The 17687-nt window shown below is 70.5% G+C and carries 15 protein-coding genes and 1 pseudogene; 7 read left to right on the forward strand and 9 right to left on the reverse strand.

What is annotated here, in order from left to right; all coding sequences use genetic code 11:
• Positions 1-141: 141 nt before the first annotated feature.
• The 6 genes from ACFYMM_RS41035 to ACFYMM_RS41060 all read right to left on the reverse strand — a co-directional run bounded on the left by ACFYMM_RS41035 (position 142) and on the right by ACFYMM_RS41060 (position 7908).
• Entirely contained in the window at positions 142-966 is an 825-nt protein-coding gene (locus ACFYMM_RS41035; RefSeq protein ID WP_388397109.1) for an ABC transporter ATP-binding protein, read from the reverse strand.
• A complete protein-coding gene (locus ACFYMM_RS41040; protein ID WP_388397112.1) occupies positions 966-2807 on the reverse strand; it encodes an ATP-binding cassette domain-containing protein in 1842 nt (613 codons plus the stop codon). The genes ACFYMM_RS41035 and ACFYMM_RS41040 overlap by 1 nt, the downstream gene beginning before the upstream one ends.
• Positions 2797-3828: an ABC transporter permease gene (locus ACFYMM_RS41045; RefSeq protein WP_388397115.1), complete on the reverse strand. Its 1032-nt coding sequence runs from the start codon at positions 3826-3828 to the stop codon at positions 2797-2799. The genes ACFYMM_RS41040 and ACFYMM_RS41045 overlap by 11 nt, the downstream gene beginning before the upstream one ends.
• Complete coding sequence (locus ACFYMM_RS41050; protein WP_388397118.1) at positions 3825-5255, reverse strand: amidase; 1431 nt, start codon at positions 5253-5255, stop codon at positions 3825-3827. Before ACFYMM_RS41050 ends, ACFYMM_RS41045 begins: the two co-directional genes overlap by 4 nt.
• Positions 5256-5379: 124 nt before the next feature.
• Positions 5380-6957, reverse strand: a complete 1578-nt coding sequence (locus tag ACFYMM_RS41055; RefSeq protein WP_388397121.1) for an ABC transporter substrate-binding protein — start codon at positions 6955-6957, stop codon at positions 5380-5382.
• Positions 6958-7224: 267 nt separating this feature from the next.
• A complete protein-coding gene (locus tag ACFYMM_RS41060) occupies positions 7225-7908 on the reverse strand; it encodes a TetR/AcrR family transcriptional regulator (RefSeq protein WP_388397124.1) in 684 nt (227 codons plus the stop codon).
• Positions 7909-8265: 357 nt separating this feature from the next.
• Between ACFYMM_RS41060 and ACFYMM_RS41065 the strand changes: the two genes are divergently transcribed.
• Both ACFYMM_RS41065 and ACFYMM_RS41070 read left to right on the forward strand, forming a co-directional pair.
• Entirely contained in the window at positions 8266-8829 is a 564-nt protein-coding gene (locus ACFYMM_RS41065; protein ID WP_388397127.1) for a dihydrofolate reductase family protein, read from the forward strand.
• Entirely contained in the window at positions 8826-9143 is a 318-nt protein-coding gene (locus ACFYMM_RS41070; RefSeq protein ID WP_388397130.1) for an EthD family reductase, read from the forward strand. The genes ACFYMM_RS41065 and ACFYMM_RS41070 overlap by 4 nt, the downstream gene beginning before the upstream one ends.
• A gap of 1394 nt (positions 9144-10537) precedes the next feature.
• On the opposite strand, the pseudogene ACFYMM_RS41075 reads toward ACFYMM_RS41070, so the two are convergent.
• Positions 10538-10660, reverse strand: a pseudogene (locus ACFYMM_RS41075) (IS630 family transposase); the annotation flags it as partial.
• A 119-nt stretch (positions 10661-10779) separates the two neighbouring features.
• A complete protein-coding gene (locus tag ACFYMM_RS41080; protein WP_388397133.1) occupies positions 10780-12972 on the reverse strand; it encodes an MMPL family transporter in 2193 nt (730 codons plus the stop codon).
• A gap of 234 nt (positions 12973-13206) precedes the next feature.
• Between ACFYMM_RS41080 and ACFYMM_RS41085 the strand changes: the two genes are divergently transcribed.
• The gene (locus ACFYMM_RS41085; protein WP_388397136.1) at positions 13207-13830 is read left to right on the forward strand and encodes a TetR/AcrR family transcriptional regulator; all 624 of its coding nucleotides are present in this window, start codon (positions 13207-13209) and stop codon (positions 13828-13830) included.
• 39 nt (positions 13831-13869) lie between these two features.
• Here the strand turns inward: ACFYMM_RS41085 and ACFYMM_RS41090 are convergent, their stop codons facing one another.
• A complete protein-coding gene (locus tag ACFYMM_RS41090; protein WP_388397139.1) occupies positions 13870-13992 on the reverse strand; it encodes a hypothetical protein in 123 nt (40 codons plus the stop codon).
• A 433-nt stretch (positions 13993-14425) separates the two neighbouring features.
• On the opposite strand from ACFYMM_RS41090, the gene ACFYMM_RS41095 reads away from it, so the two are divergent.
• The 4 genes from ACFYMM_RS41095 (at position 14426) to ACFYMM_RS41110 (ending at position 17598) form a co-directional block, all read left to right on the forward strand.
• Positions 14426-15289 carry an XRE family transcriptional regulator gene (locus ACFYMM_RS41095; protein WP_388397142.1) on the forward strand — a complete coding sequence of 288 codons (864 nt, stop codon included), beginning with the start codon at positions 14426-14428 and terminating at the stop codon, positions 15287-15289.
• A 235-nt stretch (positions 15290-15524) separates the two neighbouring features.
• Complete coding sequence (locus tag ACFYMM_RS41100) at positions 15525-15740, forward strand: hypothetical protein (RefSeq protein WP_388397144.1); 216 nt, start codon at positions 15525-15527, stop codon at positions 15738-15740.
• A 699-nt stretch (positions 15741-16439) separates the two neighbouring features.
• Positions 16440-16847, forward strand: a complete 408-nt coding sequence (locus ACFYMM_RS41105; protein WP_388397147.1) for a VOC family protein — start codon at positions 16440-16442, stop codon at positions 16845-16847.
• 406 nt (positions 16848-17253) lie between these two features.
• The gene (locus tag ACFYMM_RS41110; RefSeq protein ID WP_388397150.1) at positions 17254-17598 is read left to right on the forward strand and encodes a transposase; all 345 of its coding nucleotides are present in this window, start codon (positions 17254-17256) and stop codon (positions 17596-17598) included.
• Positions 17599-17687 lie beyond the last annotated feature (89 nt).

A 17687-nucleotide genomic window follows, 5' to 3' on the forward strand; every position in this document is an offset into this window, starting at 1 on the left:
GGATCAGGACGGCCGATGGAATCTCGCGAATCGGGTGGGCGGATTCCACAACCGGCGGGGGCCCTGTCCCCCAGCGCCACACGGCCCGCCGACCGGCATGCGCCGGTCGACGGGCTGGAAGCCACACCCCGTCCGGTCGATTCACACCGTGGCCGGCTCGTCGTCGAGGCGGAACCTCGGGTCGCCCGGGACAGACGCGAGGAGTTGGGCGGTGTACGGGTGGTTCGGCTCGGCGAAGGTAGCTCCGGTCGGGCCGAGTTCGACGAGGTCCCCGTGCAGCAGGACCGCGACCGTGTCGCTGACGTGTCGGACGACGGCCAGGTCGTGTGAGATGAACAGCATGGTCAGCGAGAGCCGACGGCGCAGATCGGCGAGCAGGTTGAGGATCTCGGCCTGGGTCGTCAGGTCCAGGGCCGAGGTGATCTCGTCGGCGATGACGAACCGGGGACGCGGCGCGAGGGCCCGTGCGATCGCCAGCCGCTGCCGTTGGCCGCCGGAGAACTCGTGCGGGTAGCGGTCCATGCCGTCCGGGTCGAGGCTCACCTGGCTGAGCAGTTCGGCGATCCGGGTCCGGACCGGCCCGACCCTGGCGCGGATCGGATCCAGTGCCTCGGCGAGCGACTGCGCGACGGTGCGCCGTGGGTCGAACGAGGAGTACGGGTCCTGCGGAATCATCTGGACCGTCGCGGCTCCCGCCCGTCCGCGCGAGGTGCGCAGCGGGGCGCCGTCCACGAGGATCCGGCCGTTCGACGGGCTGTGGACGCCGACGAGTGTCCGCGCGAGTGTCGTCTTGCCCGACCCTGACTCTCCGACGAGTGCGAGGGTGCTGGCCCGGGGGACGTCGAACGAGACTCCCTTGAGCACCCTGCGGGCCGCGGCGCCGTGGCCGAGCTCGACGGTGAGATCCTCGACGCGCAGCAGCGGGGTGGCCGTCTGCGGGTCCGGTGTGGTGGCGGTGGCGGACATCAGCGGGTCCTTTCCGCGGCCGGGGGGCGGTCCGCGGGTTTGTCGGAAAGGTCGTCCGAGGGCGCCCCGCTCGGCTGCGCCGCATGCGCGTCGGCCGTCCACCGGACGGCGTTGAGGGTTCCGCCGGCCTCGACCGCGGCGGGCGTCGCCGCGAGCAGCGCGCGGGTGTACGGGTGCGTGGCCGTCCCCCGGCGCAGGTCGCCGCCCGTGGTCCGGTCGACGACCCGGCCGCCGTGGAGCACCAGGACGGTGTCACAGAGCACGCCGACCACGCCGATGTCGTGCGAGATGAACAGCATCGCCGTGCCGTGCTCGCGGTTGATGCGCCGGAACTGCCGTAGCACCTCCGCCTGGACGGTGACGTCGAGGGCCGTCGTCGGCTCGTCGGCGATGAGCAGCCGCGGGTTCGTCGTCATCGCGGAGGCGATCGAGGCCCGCTGGAGCATGCCGCCGCTCAGCTCGTGCGGGTGCTGGCGCAGCCGGCGCTCGGGCTCGGTGACGTGGATGTCGGCCAGCGCGCGGACCATGTCCTGTGCGGCCCGGCGCCGGGGCGTCCGCAGATGCACCCTGGCCACCTCGGTGAGCTGGATGCCGAGCCTCAGTGCGGGGTTGAACGTGCCGATCGGGTCCTGGTAGACGATACCGATCTCGGTAGCGTGGCGTCGCTGCGGCGGTGTTCCGAGCAGGTCGAGGTCGCCGAGGGCGAGGCTCGAGGCGTGCGCCCGCACGCCTTCGGGTAGCAGGCCCGCGACCGCCATGGCGATGGTGGACTTGCCCGAGCCCGACTCCCCGACGAGGCCGACGATCTGGCCGGCCCCGATGGTGAACGACACGTCGTCGACGAGTGTCCGGTTACCGGCCCGCACGGTGAGCCCGGCGACGGTCAGCAGGCCGTCCGGCTCCATGACGGCTGCTGCCCCAGCACCGCCCGACGCCTGAAACGCCCGGGGCGCCTGTGCCGGGTCGGCCGGTCCCGCCGCGTCCGCCCTCCCGGTCGGTGCGGGCGCCGTGCCGCGGGTTCGCGGGTCGAGGAGCGAGGCCACGCCGTCTCCGAGGAGCATGGCGCCCACACCGGTGACGATGAGCATGATCGACGGAGCGAGGACGACCGAAGGCTGGGCGAAGATCGACGGCAGCGCCTCGTTGAGCAGCCGGCCCCAGTCGTACTGCGGGTCCTGCACACCGAGACCGACGAAAGACAGGCTGCTGATGTCGAGCAGGGACAGGGTGAAGCTCGAACTGAGGAGCACCAGCAGCGGCCCGCTGATGTTCGGCAGGACATGCCGGCCAAGGATGCGCAGGCCGGGGACGCCGAGCAGGCGCGCGGTGAGGATGTAGTCCTTGTCCGCAACCGTCGCGGCGAGATTCGCCGTCAGCCGTGCGAACCCGGGGACGCCGGCGACGGCGATCGCGACGATCGCGGACACCGTGCCCGGTCCGAGCACCGCCGCGATGACGAGGGCGAGCACCAGCGAGGGGAAGGCCACCGCCGAGTCGACGAGCCGCAGACAGGTCTCGCGCAGCCACCCGGGGGCCAGGTGGACCAGCGCGCCGATCGCGACGCCGACGACGAACGACGCGGCCGTGGCGGCGGCGGCCATGAGCAGGGTGAGCCGGGTCGCGACGAGCGCCCGGGCAAGGACGTCACGGCCGAAGGCGTCGGTGCCGAGGAGATGTCCGGCCCCTGGCCCCAACCGGGCGTTGCCGGTGAGGGTCTCGGCGGGACCTCTCAGCAGCGGCGGGGCCACGAGGGCCACGACGAGGAGCAGTCCGAGGATCACGGCGCCGGACAGCAGTGACGGGTTGCGGAGCCATCGGCGCACGGTCGCTTCAGTGGACACGACGGCCTCCCTCAAGAGTGCGGGGGTCGACGATCCCGAGGACGACGTCGACGAGGAGGTTGACGAGCAGGGCGAGCATGCCGACGACGAGGATGATGCCCTGGATCACCGGATAGTCCTTGTAGATGATCGCCTGGACGACCTCGGTGCCGAGCCCCGGGTAGGTGAAGACGTTCTCCAGGATGATCGTCCCGCCGAGCAGGGACGTCAGGACGAGACCGCTCAGGGTGAGGACACTCGTGACGAGGTTGGGCAGGGCGTGGCGGAGGTGGAGACGTACGGTTCCAAGGCGGTGTCCGCGGGCGGTCCTCATGTAGTCCTGGGCGAGCACCGAGGCCGTCTCCTGCCGGACGACCCGGGCGATGGCGAAGGCCGGGCCGATGCAGAGCGCGGCGATCGGCAGGACGAGCGCGCTCGGTGTCGTGGCGCCGCCGGACGGCAGCAGCCCAAGGCTGATCGAGAACAGGACGATGAGGAGGGTCGCGACGACGTAGACCGGCGCCGACGCGAGGAGCCCGGCGACCGTGCCGAAGCCGACGCCGAGCCGGCGGCGGCGTCCGTCACGGGTGAGGACACCGACGGTCATGCCCAGCGGGACGGCGATGACCACGGAGAGCAGGACGGCCGGGATGACGAGCTGGACGGTGTACGGCAACCGGGTCGCGACGATGTCCGCGACCGGGGTGTCGAACCGGAACGAGGTGCCGAGCCGCCCGGACGCGATGTCGCCGAGATAGTGGACGAATCGCGTCGCCATCGGCTCGTCGAGGCCCAGTCGTTCGCGTATCGCCGCAAGCGTGGCCGGGGACGAGTTGGTGCCGGCGATCGCGCGGGCCGGGTCTCCGGGCAGCAGGGGCACCATGAGGAACGTCACGAGGACGAGCAGCAGCATGGACATCAGCAGCCCGCCCGCCCGGCGGACGGCGAAGCCGGCCCAGCCTCCGCGCAGCCGGAGCCGGGGAACGCACCGGAGGGGTGCGGCAGGCAGCGGCCCGGTCGGGGTCGTGGACCCGGTGCTCACAGCGCCGCCCCCGTGAGCGCCGCGTCGTCCGGATGCCGCTCGTACCAGCGGAACCGCGGTTCGAGCTGGGCCGAGAGGCGCAGCAGCGTCGCCTCGTCGAAGGGTGCGCCGACGAGTTGCGCACCGACGGGCAGTCCGTCCGCGGTCGTGTGGACGGGCAGCGAGATGGCGGGCAGCCCGGCGATGTTGATGAACGCGGTGAACGAGACCATCCGGGTCTCGGTGGCCCGTGGGCCGTCCGGGTCGGAGTTCGCCTCGTCGTACACGGGGCCGACCGGCGGTGCCACGACCGCCGTGGTCGGAGTGAGGAGGACGTCGAATTCCCTGCCCCACTGGGCGACGACGTCGCGTGACTCGGCCTGCAGGAGCGCCGCCGTCCGGGCGTAGTCGCCCGCGGTGACTTCGAGGGCGGTCTCCCGGCGGCGCCGGATGTAGGGGTCCACCGCCTCGGGATCGTCGACCTCGATGGCATAGGTGGAGGCACTGATGATCGTCCAGGTGAAGCCCATGATCGCCTCGTACGAGAACATCTTCGGCCGGGCCTCGACTACGTCGTGCCCCAGGTCGCGCAGTGCCTGTGCGGCCGTCAGCGCCGCCGTGCGGCACTCCTCGTCGACCGGCAGCCCGGTCGGCGCGTCGAGGAGCAGGCCGATCCGCAGCCGCCCGGGATCGGCACCGACCTCGTCGATGTACGGGCGGCCCGGCTCGGGCGCGCTGTACCAGGCGAGCCGGTCGGCACGGCCCATGACGTCCAGCATGAGGGCCGCGTCGTGCACGGTGCGGGTGATCGCGCCTTCAGTCGTCGAGTGCTCCCAGCCACGGACGAACGCGGGCACGCGTCCCCGGCTCGGTTTGAGACCCACGAGGCCGGTGACGGACGCCGGGACCCGGATCGATCCGCCGCCGTCGGAGGCGTGTGCCACCGGGGCGAGCCCGGCCGCGACGGCCGCCGACGCACCGCCGCTCGACCCGCCGGAGGTGTGCGCCGGGTTCCACGGGTTGCGCGTCTTGCCGTGTCGGGCGTTCTCGGAGACGGTCAGCGCACCGAATTCCGGCGAGTTCGTCCGGCCGAGGGGGATCGCGCCGGCGTCGAGGAGGAGCTGGATGTCGGGGTCCGTGACCGTCCGCAGGGTGTCCCGGACGGCCAGCGAGGACATGGTGTTGGGTTGTCCGACGACGGAGTTGAGGTCCTTGATGGGGACGGGGACGCCGTGCAGCGGGCCGAGCGGCTCGCCGCGCAGCACCGCCCGCTCGGCCCGGACGGCGGCCGCGCGCACGGCGTCGGCGTCGAGCCAGACGACGGCGTTGACGGTGGGGTTGATCCGCTCGATGCGGTCGAGGTAGGTCTCGGCCACCTCCACCGGGCTGACCTGTTTCGTGCGCACAAGGTCGGCGATCTGCTGGGCGGTGCTGAATGGGTCGATCACCAGGGGGCTCCTGTCGGAAAAGTGCGAGGGGCGGTGCGGGGCACCGGAACAGCGCGGGGATTCTCCGTTCCGGACGGTCGGGTCCGGCCGCGTGCGTCTCCGCACCACGGGGACGGCCCGTCCGTCAACCGATGCGCAGGATGGGGTCGTCGAGCGAGCCGCCGAGCATCCGCGCGCTGAATCCCTTGCGCAGTGCGTAGATGAACGGGTCGTTGTCCAGCGGCACCGCGTCCACCTGCGAGATCAGGGCCTTGGCGGCTTTCTGGTAGGCGGCGCAGCGGGCCTTGCCGGTCGTCGCCTCGGCGCCCCGGGCGAAGGCCTCGCTCAGCACGGGGTTCTTCACCGCGCCGAGGTTGCCGCCGCCTTCGGGGACGGTCGGACCCACGAAGTGGGCCAGGGGGCCCGCGAGGCTGCCGAGGAAGTTGAGGTCGGCGAAGACCGTGAGGTCCCAGGCGTCGGGCTTGCCGAACACGGTGCCGACCCAGGCCCCGACGTCGACGTTGGCGAGGGTGACGTCCGCACCCGCGGCCCGCAGCGCCTCCTGGATGTACTGGTTTCCGGCGCCGGCGGGACCGACGACCTGGGGGCCGACGAGGCGGATCTTCTTGCCTTTGAGCACGCCGGCCGCCGCGGTCTTGTCCGTCGGCACGAGGAAGGAGGTGCCAGGGTCGTTGCAGGGGATGTCCTTCTGCACGAACATCGTCGACAGCTCACCGGTGTCCTTCGAGACGACCTTGGTGAAGGCTGCGCGGTCCACGGCCTGGGCGACTGCCCGGCGGGTGGCGACGTTCGCGAAGACCGCGCCGGGGCGTTCGTTGAAGAGCAGGTAGAAGTCGGAGAACCGGCTGATGCTCACACTGTTGCCGCCCACGCCGTCGAAGCGCGGGACACCGGAGGCATCGATCTTGCCGATGTCGAGCTGGCCGCTGGTCACGAGGTTGCCGGTCGCCGTCGGGTCGGGCGAGACCAGGTACTCCAGCGTCGTGGCGACTCTGCCGGGGATCTTCGTGCGCCAGGCCGGCCATGCCTTGTACTCCGGGCGAAGCCTGTAGGAGTACGAGACACCGGACTGGGACTTCTCAAGAAGGTACGGACCGGACTGGGAGCCCTTGGCCTTACCGGCGGCAAGGGATTTGAGGTCCTTGAGTCCCGCCGGGCAGACGATGCCCGTGCTCGCGACCGACAGGCCGGTGACCATGTCGCCCCACGGCCTGGCGAGCGTGATCGTCACCGTCCGCGCCGTGTCGTCGGCGGTCACTTTCACCTTGTTGCCCGGGCCGAAGACCGTGGGGAGATCGGGCGCCGCCGTCTTCGGATCGATGAAGCGGTCGAGGGAGCCCTTGACGACCGTCGGCGTGATCGGCGTCCCGTCGGCGCAGGTCGCGTCGGGGCGCAAGGTGAACGTGGCCGAGGTCGGCGTGTTCTCCCAGTGGGTGGCGAGCCCCCCGACGAGCCCGCCGTCGTCCTTGCGCACGAGGGTGTCGTAACTGTCCCGGGCGAGCTGGTAGTCCGGCAGGGACAGAGCCTTGGCCGGGTCGAAGCCGGCCGGCACGTCGATCGTCGTGCGGATCGTCGTCGTCGTGGCGGCATCGCCGCCGCTCGGGTCTCCGGCCGTCGATCCCGTGGTGGTACAGCCGGCGATCAGGGCCGTCATGGCGACGGCAGCGGTCACAGGGACCGCGCGGGTACGGGTCTGGCGCATGGGTGCTCCTGGAGAGGGATGTCGCGCTCTGGCGCAGGTCTCAAGGAGCCGGGCGGGACGAGCGCGTGCAGTTCGGGGGCGTGGAGGCGGTGCGCGCGGCGCTCGGTGGACGCCGCTCGGCAGCGAGCCGTGGAGCACTTGGTGGAGAGGATGCAGCCAAGTGAACGATGTAGTCAATAGCATTAACTATCTTTGCGTGTGCCGACCCTGCCGCCGATTTCGGCCGTGAGAACGCCGCTGGGTGGTGGCCGCGAAGGCTGACGCGTGTCAGTCGCGCGGAAGCGTCGCCGCCTCCGCCTCGAGGGCCGCGAGGAGGATGTCCATCTGCCGGTGGAAGACGTCGGTCATGTCGATGCTGCGCAGGTGCTCCTTCGCCGCCTCGGCGTAGGGGTAGGCGTCAGGATCCGCCGGCTGGTATTCCTGCACCCAGTTCACCTCGGCGCCGAACCGCTGGTTGACGAGTCGCCAGGCGTTGTTGCTCGCCATGGCGAGGATGAAGTTCGAGAACACCTGGTAGTGGAGGACGACCGCCCGGCCGCGCCAGCCGCCACGGTGGAACGCTTCCAGAACGGCGTCGACGGCACGCAACTCGTGAACGCCCCGGGTGACTCTCCCCATGCAGAGCGCGGCGGCCGCCGGGTGGTCCAGCGCGGTGTTCCAGGCACGGATCGCCAGGTCCCGCAGCGACTCGGCCCACGACTCGTGCGGCTCGTACCCCTCGAGAGAGATTTTGTCGAGCTCGTCCGCGACGGCGACCATGAGGTGGTCGCGACTCGCGAAGTGCCGGTAGACCGCGGTCGCGGAGGAGGACAGCTCCTTGCCGAGTCGCTGGAAGGTCAGCGCGTCCGGTCCGTCCTCGTCGAGAATCCGCAGCGCGGTCGCCACGATGAGCCCCTGGGAAAGGGTCCCCCGCTGCAGCCGCTTCGTCGACCGGCCTCCGGCAACTGACACGCGAACGCTCCCTCGGACGGACGGCGAGCACACGCCGCCGCAGCCTGCGCCTCCTTACCGGCAACAAGGAACCAGCCTAAGCGACGGTGCGGAGCGGATGGCCCTGGGCCCGGTCACCGGGGTGACCACGTGACCGCACCGCCCCGGCGGTCACGTACTCCACAGGAGAGGGGGAGCTCAGCACCATGCGCCACCCACGGCCGCATCGCGCACCACGTCGTGTTCACCGATCCGCGCGTCTTCGACGCCTTCGAGCTGCCCGGGGAGATTCCCGCAGACGAGTTCCGCCGGGAGCGATGAGTCGGGGCCGTGCGGCCGGTACGTACCGGTGAGCACCGAACCGAAGGGAGTCTCATCGTGAGCGTCATCGTCATCGAGTTCATCACCCTGGACGGGATCGTGTCCGACCCGGACGGGTCCGCCGGCACGCAGCTGGGCGGCTGGGCGTTTGGGCACGGCCCGCAAGCGGTCCCCGGGGGCAAGTTCCGGCTCGGCCGCACGCTGGACGAGGGGGTACTGCCGCTCGGGCGCGCCACCTGGCAGCTGTTCTCACGGATCTGGCCGGGCCGCGACGACCCGTTCCCCGCGCGGATGAACGCCGTCCCGAAGCTGGCCGCCTCCCGCACCCTGACCCACGCCGACACGTCGGTGTGGGCGAACTCCCAGCCGCCCGACGGCGATCTGGCCGACGCCGTCGAGCGTGAGCGGCGGGACGTGGACGTCACGGGGGGCCTGAGCGTCGTGGACCGGCTGAGGGCCGCGGACCTGGCCGACGACTACCGGCTGCCGACCTCCCCCACCGTCCTCGGCACCGGACGGCGGCTCTTCCCGGCCGGCGGCCCCCGCGCCGAGCTGGAGTGCCTGGCCGCCGAGCAGGTCGGCGCCGCCGTCCTCACCCGCTTCCGCGGGGCCGCCCGATGACCGCGCGCTTCATCGTTCTGTACGAGACGCCCGCCGACCCCGCGGCATTCGACCGGCACTACCACGCCGTCCACATCCCGCTGGTCCGCCGTCTCCCGGGGCTGCGCGGCTACACGATCGGCCGCGACATGGTCGCCGTCCGCGGCGGCGCGCCCTACTACCTGGTCGCCGAGCTGGAATGGGACACGATGGAAGAACTGCAGGCCGCATTCGCCTCACCCGAGGGACATGCCACCGCGGCCGACGCGGCCCATCTCCAAGAACTCGCTCCTGTCCGCAGCATGCTCTTCACCGTCGACGAGATCGTGCTGTAGGCGATCTCTACCGTGCGCGTGTCGAACTAGGCTGAGGAGCTCCTCCCCCGGATCGTTCGCGTCGGCGCCAACGAAGACGACCGCCCGGGCGAGTTGGCGCAACCCGTCAGCTCATGGAGGCCGATCGTATGTGGGGAATTCCCATGGCCGCCGTCACGCGATCACGGTGATCAGATGTGCTCGGAACTGGCACGGTCCCAGCGCCCGGGAGGGACCCGCCGCTGCCGGCGGCGGGGTTTGGTCCGCGCCGACGCCGGCACACGGCACGAGGGCCAGACCACCGGCAGGGCCGGTCCTACCGCCAGCTGAGCCGTGGTCGGTTCGTGCCGGGCGTGGTCGGCCTCATGGTCGGTCCTGTGCCCGGCCCCGCCACGGCGGTCCGGCCCGGTCCGTTGTCCTTCATGGCTGCGGCTGGGCTGGCTCCCAGAGCGGGCGGGCAAGCCCGGTCCCGTCACGGTGAAGGCAGCGGCCTCCCCCGGCTGTGCTGCGGGCTCCGATGGTGCCGGCGGCGTTGCGGAGAGCCGGTGAGGCCGATGGTGTGGGCGGCGCGTATCGGGAGCGACCAGGAGATCGAGCGGTAGCGCGCGAAGGCGCAGCAGCAGTGGACGCCGCCATTGGCACCGTCCTCGCACACATAGTCACCGATGAAGTTGTGCCCCGGACCTGTGGTCGGCTGCATGTAGTGCCAGTTGGCCTTCGCCTGCCCGTCGTATAGATCCCCGGTGACCCCTGCGACCGGAAGGTCGATTCCCTGGACGTCCTCACTCGTGTCGTACTCCCGGCCGTCGCTGCCGCCGACGGCGGCGGTGTCACCCCCGTACGTACGCCAGAGGCCGTCCAGGCCGGCATGTCCCCCAGCCTGGCGCTCTGCACCGCAGGGCCGTCTTTGCCCGAAGGAGCACGGCCCGCCGGTGCTGCGGCCGGCGGGGTCACGTCGGATAAAGGCTTGTAGCTTGCCGTGGTGCTGACGCCGGTCAGCCGGTCAGCCGGCCAGCCAGAGCCTCGACCGCGCGCGAGCGTTCCTCACGGACAGCCGGCGCCAACGATTCCCGTGCTGCCGTACCGAAGCGCTGTGCCTGCCCGCGCGCATCAGCTCAGCCGGCTGCTGCTGCACCGCGTACGACTTCTGCGGACCCGCACCGACATCATGTACCACGCGGCCAGCAGCGGTTACGGGAATCAGAAGCTCCCCCGGACCAAGACGGAGACAGTCGAACTGACCAAAGCCGAGCAGAAAGTGGGCTACCTGGTGTCGGTCCTCCCCGGCTCGGTCCAGGCCGGCGGTGGGATGCTGAAAATGGCTGCCTGTGTGATCAAGGTCGACGGCAAGCAAGTCGCCGACAACAACGGGGCAAGGACTCCAAGCCCTGCGAGTACAAGGTCAAATAGTTCTAGGTGGGCCGCCGCCAGGGTCTGGGCTCACGGTCGGGGTCCTTGCCCTTGCCACCGCGTTCGGCCCACTGTCGACCGGGGCGCGGTTGGAGGTTGCGCGGACCGAACTCGTAAAGGCAGAACAGGAGGTCGGTCGCGCTGGTGAGCAGGGCCAGGATCACAGCGATGGCGGCCAGGACCAGGCGGGTCTTCCCGCGGGGGTTCGGTCCCACGTGGTCGCTGCTCCGGATCGGTCGGCGGGTGGTCATGCGTGCAGGCGCGGGAGGACCCGGTCGAGCCGGCGGGGTATCCACCAATTGGCCCGGCCCATGAGGAACATGGCGGACGGCACCAGGATCAGGCGGACCACCGTGGCATCGACGATCACGCTGATCGCCAGCCCCAGAGCGAGCATCTTCACGACCACGGTCGGCGAGGCGGTGAAGGACAGGAACACCGCGGTCATGATGAAGGCGGCGGCGGAGATCACGCGCGCCGTCGCGGACAGCCCCTCCCCCACGGCGAGCCGGTTGTCGCCGGTGCGGTGCCAGGCCTCGGAGATCCGGGAGAGCAGGAAGACCTCGTAGTCCATGGACAGCCCGAAGACGATCGCGAACATCATCATCGGAACGTACGACTCGATCGGCACCGGCTCCGAGAGTCCCAGCAGCGAGTCGCCCCATCCCCATTGGAAGACCGCGACGAGCACGCCGTAGGAGGCGGCAGTGGTGCACAGGTTGAGCACGACGGCCTTGAACGGGATCACCAGGCTGCGGAAGACCGTCATGAGCAGGAGGAAGGCGAGGACCAGGACGATGCCGATGACGACGGGCAGCCGTTCGCCGACCGTGTCCCGGAAGTCGGCCTGCCCTGCCACGGTGCCGGTGAGATAGGCCTTGGCGCCGGTGCCGTGCAGGGCCTTCGGCAGCGTCCGCCCGGAGAGGGTGGCGAGCAGGTCGCCGGTGGCGGCGTCCTGCGGGCCGGTGGTCGGGGTGAGCGTGGTGACGAGGATCCTCCCGTCGGCGCTGGCCTTGACGGGAGTGAAGGCTGCCACCCCGGGGATGGTTCTCAGGGCCGTGGTGAGGTCGGCCGTGATCCGGTCGACGGGCGACCTTGCGCCGCCCACGTCGACGACGGTGACGATCGGGCCGTTGGCCCCCACTCCGAAGCCCTGCCCGTCGGCGTGCGCGAGCCAGTCGTATGCGGTTCGGGTGCTGCTGCCGGGTCGGTCGGCACCGGCGTCGACGTGGCCGAGGCGCATCGATAGCAGGGGTAGGGAGCACACCCCGAGGACGGCGACGCCGACGGCCAGGAACGTCCAGGGGCGCCGGGCGACGAGGTCCGCGTAGCGGTTTTGGCCGTCCGTGCCCTCCCCGACCGGGCGGCGCAGCCCGAACCGGTCGATGCGCCTGCCCACCAGCCCCAAAGCCGCCGGTACGAGGGTGAGGGCGGCAGCGGCGGTGACGACGACGGCGAGGGTGGCCGCAAGGCCGATCTTGCCGATGAAGGTCAGCCCGCAGGCATAGAGGCTGAGCATGGCGACAGCCACGGTGAAAGCGGCGACGAGGACGGCGCGTCCGCTGGTGTGCGCGGTGCGGGCGGCGGCATCGGCGGGGTCGCGCCCGTCGATGAGGTCCTGGCGGAAGCGCGTTGTCAGAAACAGGGCGTAGTCGATGCCGACGCCCAAGCCGATCATGCTGGCAAGGGTGGTGGCTGAGGTGGCGAAGGAGCACGTGGTGGCAACGATGCCTACGATTCCGAGGCCGACTCCGACGCCGATCAGCGCGGTGACCAGCGGCAGCAGCGCCGCGAGGACACTGCCGAAGGCCAGCAACAGGATGACGAGGGCGGTGACGAGGCCCACGCCCTCGCTCAGCTTGTCGTCGGCCCGTGCACGGACCACCTGATCCAGATCGCCACCGTAGGCGACACCGAAGCCCGCCGCCCGGGCGGGGCCGGTCGCCTTGTCCAGTCGCCCGGTGTAGTCGTGGCCGAGGTTCTTCAGCTGCTCGTCGAAGGAGACGGCGGTGTACGCGGTGCGTCCGTCGACGCTGGTGACGGGTGCGGAGACAGCAGTGACGTGCGGCAGATCGCGGAGGTCGGCCAGGGTCCGCTCGAGCGCGGACCGCTGGTCAGCTATGGCGCCGGAGTTGGTGTGGAACACGACCTTGCCGCCTGGCCTGCCCGCCTCGGGCATCGACGTCGCGAGGAGATCGGCGCCGGTGTGGGAGGCCGTGCCGGGCAGGCTCACCTGGTCGCTGAAGGTGGGTGCGGCGAGGTGCCGTCCGGCCAGGGCGGCGACGAGAACCAACAGCCAGGCGACGATCACCGCTGTCGCGTGCCGGGCGCAGAAGCCGCCGAGGCGGCCGAGCCCGCGGGCGGCGGCGAAGTCCGTTGCCGGGCGGGTGGCGGTGTGCGCCCCGCTCGGCGTGGATGGGTGCTGCAGAGGTCGGGCCACCGGGGTTCTCCCAAGAAAAAGTGTCACGAGTGACACGAACTCTAGAGAGGAAGTGGCATGTATGACAATTGGCAGTACTGTCATTTTTAGCCGCTACGACGACCCACAGGAGGCGAAGAGCGGACGGCGAGAGTGCATGCCCGCCAGCGGTCCGGTAACAGTGCGCACATCAGCCATCGTGGTGGCATGTATGTCAATTGACAGTCATGCCACCGTGGCGGAAGGCTTCGGACCATGCCCAGTGAGATCGCTCCCGCCGGACTCCGCGAACGCAAGAAGGAGGAAACGCGGCGCCGCCTGCTGGAAGGGGCCGCGCGCCTGTTCAAGGAACGCGGCTTCGACGCCACCACGATCGCGGACATCGCCGCATACGCGAACGTATCCGTGCGCACTTTCTTCCGCTACTTCGAGAGCAAGGAGGCGCTGCTGCTGCCGGACGGCGTCGAGATCTTCGCCTACGTGGAGAAGGCCCTGGCCCGGCGTCCGGCGGACGAGGAGGCTCTGGACGCGGTGTGCAACGCCCTGCTGGAGGCGGCCGAGCCGTTCGCCGCCTCCACTCTGACCGCCCTCAGCCATCCGGTCCAAGGCATCGAGAACGTCGTCACCGCCCGGCTCGTCCAGGCCTTCTCCGACTTCGAGGAACAGCTCACCGTCCTGGTCGAGCGCAGACTGCCGCCGGACACGCCGGACGCCGATCTCACGGCCGCGGTGATCGCCTGCGCCGCCTTGTCCGCAGTGCGCGCCGTATTGCGTACCCGAAGGTCGCGCCGGGCGTCCGGCCTCACGGACACAGGCCCAGCACCCCTGTTGCGGGCCTTCCGTATACTGCGCGGGATCGGCTCACCCCAACAGCCTTGACAGCATGCAGGCGGTCCGGGCCCCTCAGCGTCCAGAGAGTCAGCAGCCGGAGCCGGGCTGCACCTTGCGCAGCGCCCGGATCCTTTGCAGAGCGGTGCAGACTGCGATGTGGAGTTGGGCGCGTGCGTACTCCCGCTCCATGGCCCTGACCTGGGCCCGCATCTGCGCAACTTGGAAACTGGAGTGGGCAGGTTCGCCGACTTGTTCAGGTGGAAGCCGAAGTGGCTGACGACGTCCCGAAGTCCGGGCCGGATGACGCCGAGCTGATCGGCGAAGGCGGAGACCAGGCTGCCAAGCTTGCGCAGTCCGCTGAAGTCCTCGCCCTGCAAGGCGTCCTCGGCGCCAGGGCTTCCAAGCGCTGCGCGACCCCTGGCCTCACCGGCTGCCCGGCCACGAGGAACCGGTGCCGCTCGGGCCGGCGTCTACCGTCCACGCCCTTCGAGACGCACAGAGAGCCGTGATGGACCGCGAACGCCGAACCTTCCTGACCTACAGCGCGCTCGCCCTGGCGGGGCTCGCCTGACAATGGGCCGACCTGGAACCCGAACGCCTCACGACCGCCACCGAGGGCAGCACTCGTGTCGACGGCGAACTGATGAGCTGGCTGGAGGGGACCGACGCGAAGTTGTCGACGCTCCCGACGGAGCAGCGCCAGCACATGATCAAGCTGACCGAAGCACACCTGGAGACCGTCACCGACCTGCTGGACGCAGGCCGCTTCAGCGAGGCAACCGGGCGCCGCCTGCACCTGCCGGCGTCGTCCCTGGCCAGTACGTGCGGCTGGTACCGCTTCGACCAGGGCCGGCACTACGCGGCCGGAAAGCTGTGGAACGCCGCGCCGTCCAACGCGCACACCGCCCGCGACCGGGACCAAGGCGCGGGGGTGCTGTCGGACTTCGCCTATCAGGCGATCTGGCTCGGGAAGCCGGAGTCGGCCCTCGAACCGCTGAGTCAGGCCCTCATCCACACCCGGCACCCCATGGCGCGGTCGGCGCTCCACCTGCGCCGGGCCCGCGCACACGCCGCAATGGGCAACGCCGGCGCCTGCCGCACCGATCTGAAGGCTGCCGAAGCGACGCTGCTGACGGATACGCGGGAGCCGGCACCGTCCTGGTGCCGGTGGATGAGCACCGCCGATCCGGCCGTGGACTCCGGTCAGTGCATGCTCGATCCCGGCCGGGCAAAGGAGGCGCGAACTCGGATCGAAGAAGGGTTGTCGCTGCTGCCACGCTCGCGGGACAAGACACGGGGAGTATTCCGTACTTACGAGGCGCAATCTCTGCTTCAGACCCGGGAAGTCGAACAGGCCCTCGCTGTCTCCAACGAGTCGCTGGACGTGGCACAGCGGATCGGAGCTGACCGGTGCGTGTCCCTGGTCCGAGACCCGGGACCGGCCTTCCGGCCGTACACATCGGTGGACGGGGTGCCGCAGTTCCCGGAACGACTGCACTTGTGCTGAGCATGCCGGGATAACGGATTCGGCCTGCGAGAAGGGGCCCGTGAGGAGCTACTGACGGCCCACTCGACCTGGTTTCGGTGTCGGCTGCGGGGCAATCCTGTTGATCTCGTTGCGGGGGACGGAGTACCGGCGGTCGGGGTCGGTGGACTCGTGCGCCGGTGGGGTGACCGGTGAGGAACACTCGACCTGGTCACCCTGACCAAGGCGTTCGACCGCTGAGCCCGGGGCGCGGGACTTGGACGACGACGCGCCCCGTCGCATCCAGGACGCGGACGAGCTGGTCCTCGCCCGCACAGCGGGACGCCGACGAACGGATCCACGTGGTGACCACCAACCTCGTCATCGACGCCTAGGACTCACCAACATCATCGGCACGGGCATCACCTGGCTGACCGCGGGCACCCCGGCGCGGTTCGTCATGGGTGACCTGATCTGCGGCAGCTTGTTCTGATGTGCCTGCCCGGTCCTGGTCGGCGTCCGCGTCACCCAAGGGTGCTCAAGCGGTCCACGACCACTCGAACACCTCGTCCGCTGGGATCGCTTCGCCCGCGAAGTGCCTCTCCGCCCGCGTTCTGTGCCGCTTGCCGCCTTCAGTGGGCGTCGCCGTACGCGGCCTCCTGCAGCGCCTGCAGGATCAGCGGGAACTCGTGCTCGTCGACGGCCTGGACGACCGTGCCGAGCTGCATCGCGCAGCGCCTCACCAGCGGCGCGGCGACCTACAGCCGGCTTCGCCCTCCTGGCCACCGGCCTCGCGGTCCAGGCCCACGCCGGCCACTCGAACGCCGCCGTACGGCTCGGCTGGCTCCTCACCGCAACCGGCCTGGTGCTGGCCGCCGCCGGCCTGGCCCACCTGTGCGGCCTGCTCCTGCAGTCCACCCGCATCGGCCGCCCCCTGGGCGTCGTCTGCGCGACCGCGTCCGCCGGCTACGCCATGACCACGCTGTACGCCGGCTCGGCAGCGGCGTTCGACCCCCTGACCACCCTCGGGCCCGCTCCCCCTCGTCGTCACCGCCCTGCCGGCCCTCCTCGTGGACCGGTGAAAAAGGCCGCTGAAAAAGTCTCGGGCGACCGATGAGTTCTCCCGGGACCCCCGGTCTACCCAACCGAACACGCCGACCCCGGCACGGACCACCATGGGAGAGAGCCCGCCATGTACCAGCAGATGATCTTCGTGAACCTGCCCGTGGACGACCTTGACGCCTCCAAGAAGTTCTTCACGGAACTCGGCTACACGATCAACCCGCAGTTCAGCGACGAGAAGGCCGCCTCCGTGGTGATCAGCGACACCATCGTCGCCATGCTGCTCACCAAGCCGTTCTACGCCACGTTCACCAAGAAGGAGATCGCCGACGCCACGAAGACCAGCGAGGTGCTGGTCGCGCTGAGCGCCGAGAGCCGCGAGAAGGTGGACGAACTGGTGGACAAAGCCATCGCGTCGGGAGCCACTCCGAGCGGCGAGACCCAGGACCACGGCTTCATGTACGGCCGCGCCTTCGACGACCTCGACGGCCACACCTGGGAGGTCATCTGGATGGATCCGGCCGCGGTCCAGGGCTGACCCCGCACCGCCCGGAACGGCGCCACACGTCAGTGCCCCGGTGGCGTGGGCGCGGGGGCAGCGGCAGACGGCAGTACGCGCACCACAGGAGTGGCCGCCACTGACAATCCGGTGCTGAACCGCGCTCGGCGGAGACCCCCTGGCCGACGTCGGCATGCTGCGGGCCGAGCCGGACGTGTTCGGCCCGTTAGCTTCCGATCCGACGGTCTCCCGTCTCCTCGATGCTCTCGCCACCTCCGGCCCGAACGCCCTCGCGACAATCCGGGCCGCACGTTCCCCAAGCGCCAGCGAATCTGGAGCCGGCCGGTACAAGCAGCCCGGTCACCGACGGCCAGATGACCGTGGACATCGACGGCGTGCTGGTCCTTCACTCCAAGAAGCAGGACGCCATCGCGACGGGGAACCGGTGGCCGCCGTGCTGCGGCCCGGCAACGCGGGCTCCGACACCGCCGCCGACCACATCGAAACCGCCCAACTCGCCCTGGGCCAACTGCCCCAACACCTGCGACGGGAACGGCAGACGCTGATCCGCACCGACTCCGGCGGCGGCACCCACACCTTCCTCGACTGGCTCTTCAGGCGCCGGCCGGTGGCTGTCGTACTCCGTCGGATGACCACCACCGACGCCATCCACCAGGCCGTGCTGAAGATCCCGAAGAAGGCGTGGACGCCGGCCTACCACGCGGGTGGCATCGAACGACCCGGCGCCTGGATCGCGGAGATCACCGCCATGCCCGACCTCCCCTCCTGACCGAAGGGCATGCGAATGATCGTCCGAAAGGAACGTCCGCATCACGGGGCCCAGTTGCGCTTCACCGACTTCGACGGGCTGCGGCTGAC

It is taken from the genome of Streptomyces sp. NPDC006739 (assembly GCF_042869815.1).
In the GTDB taxonomy this organism is placed as follows: Bacteria; Actinomycetota; Actinomycetes; order Streptomycetales; family Streptomycetaceae; genus Streptomyces.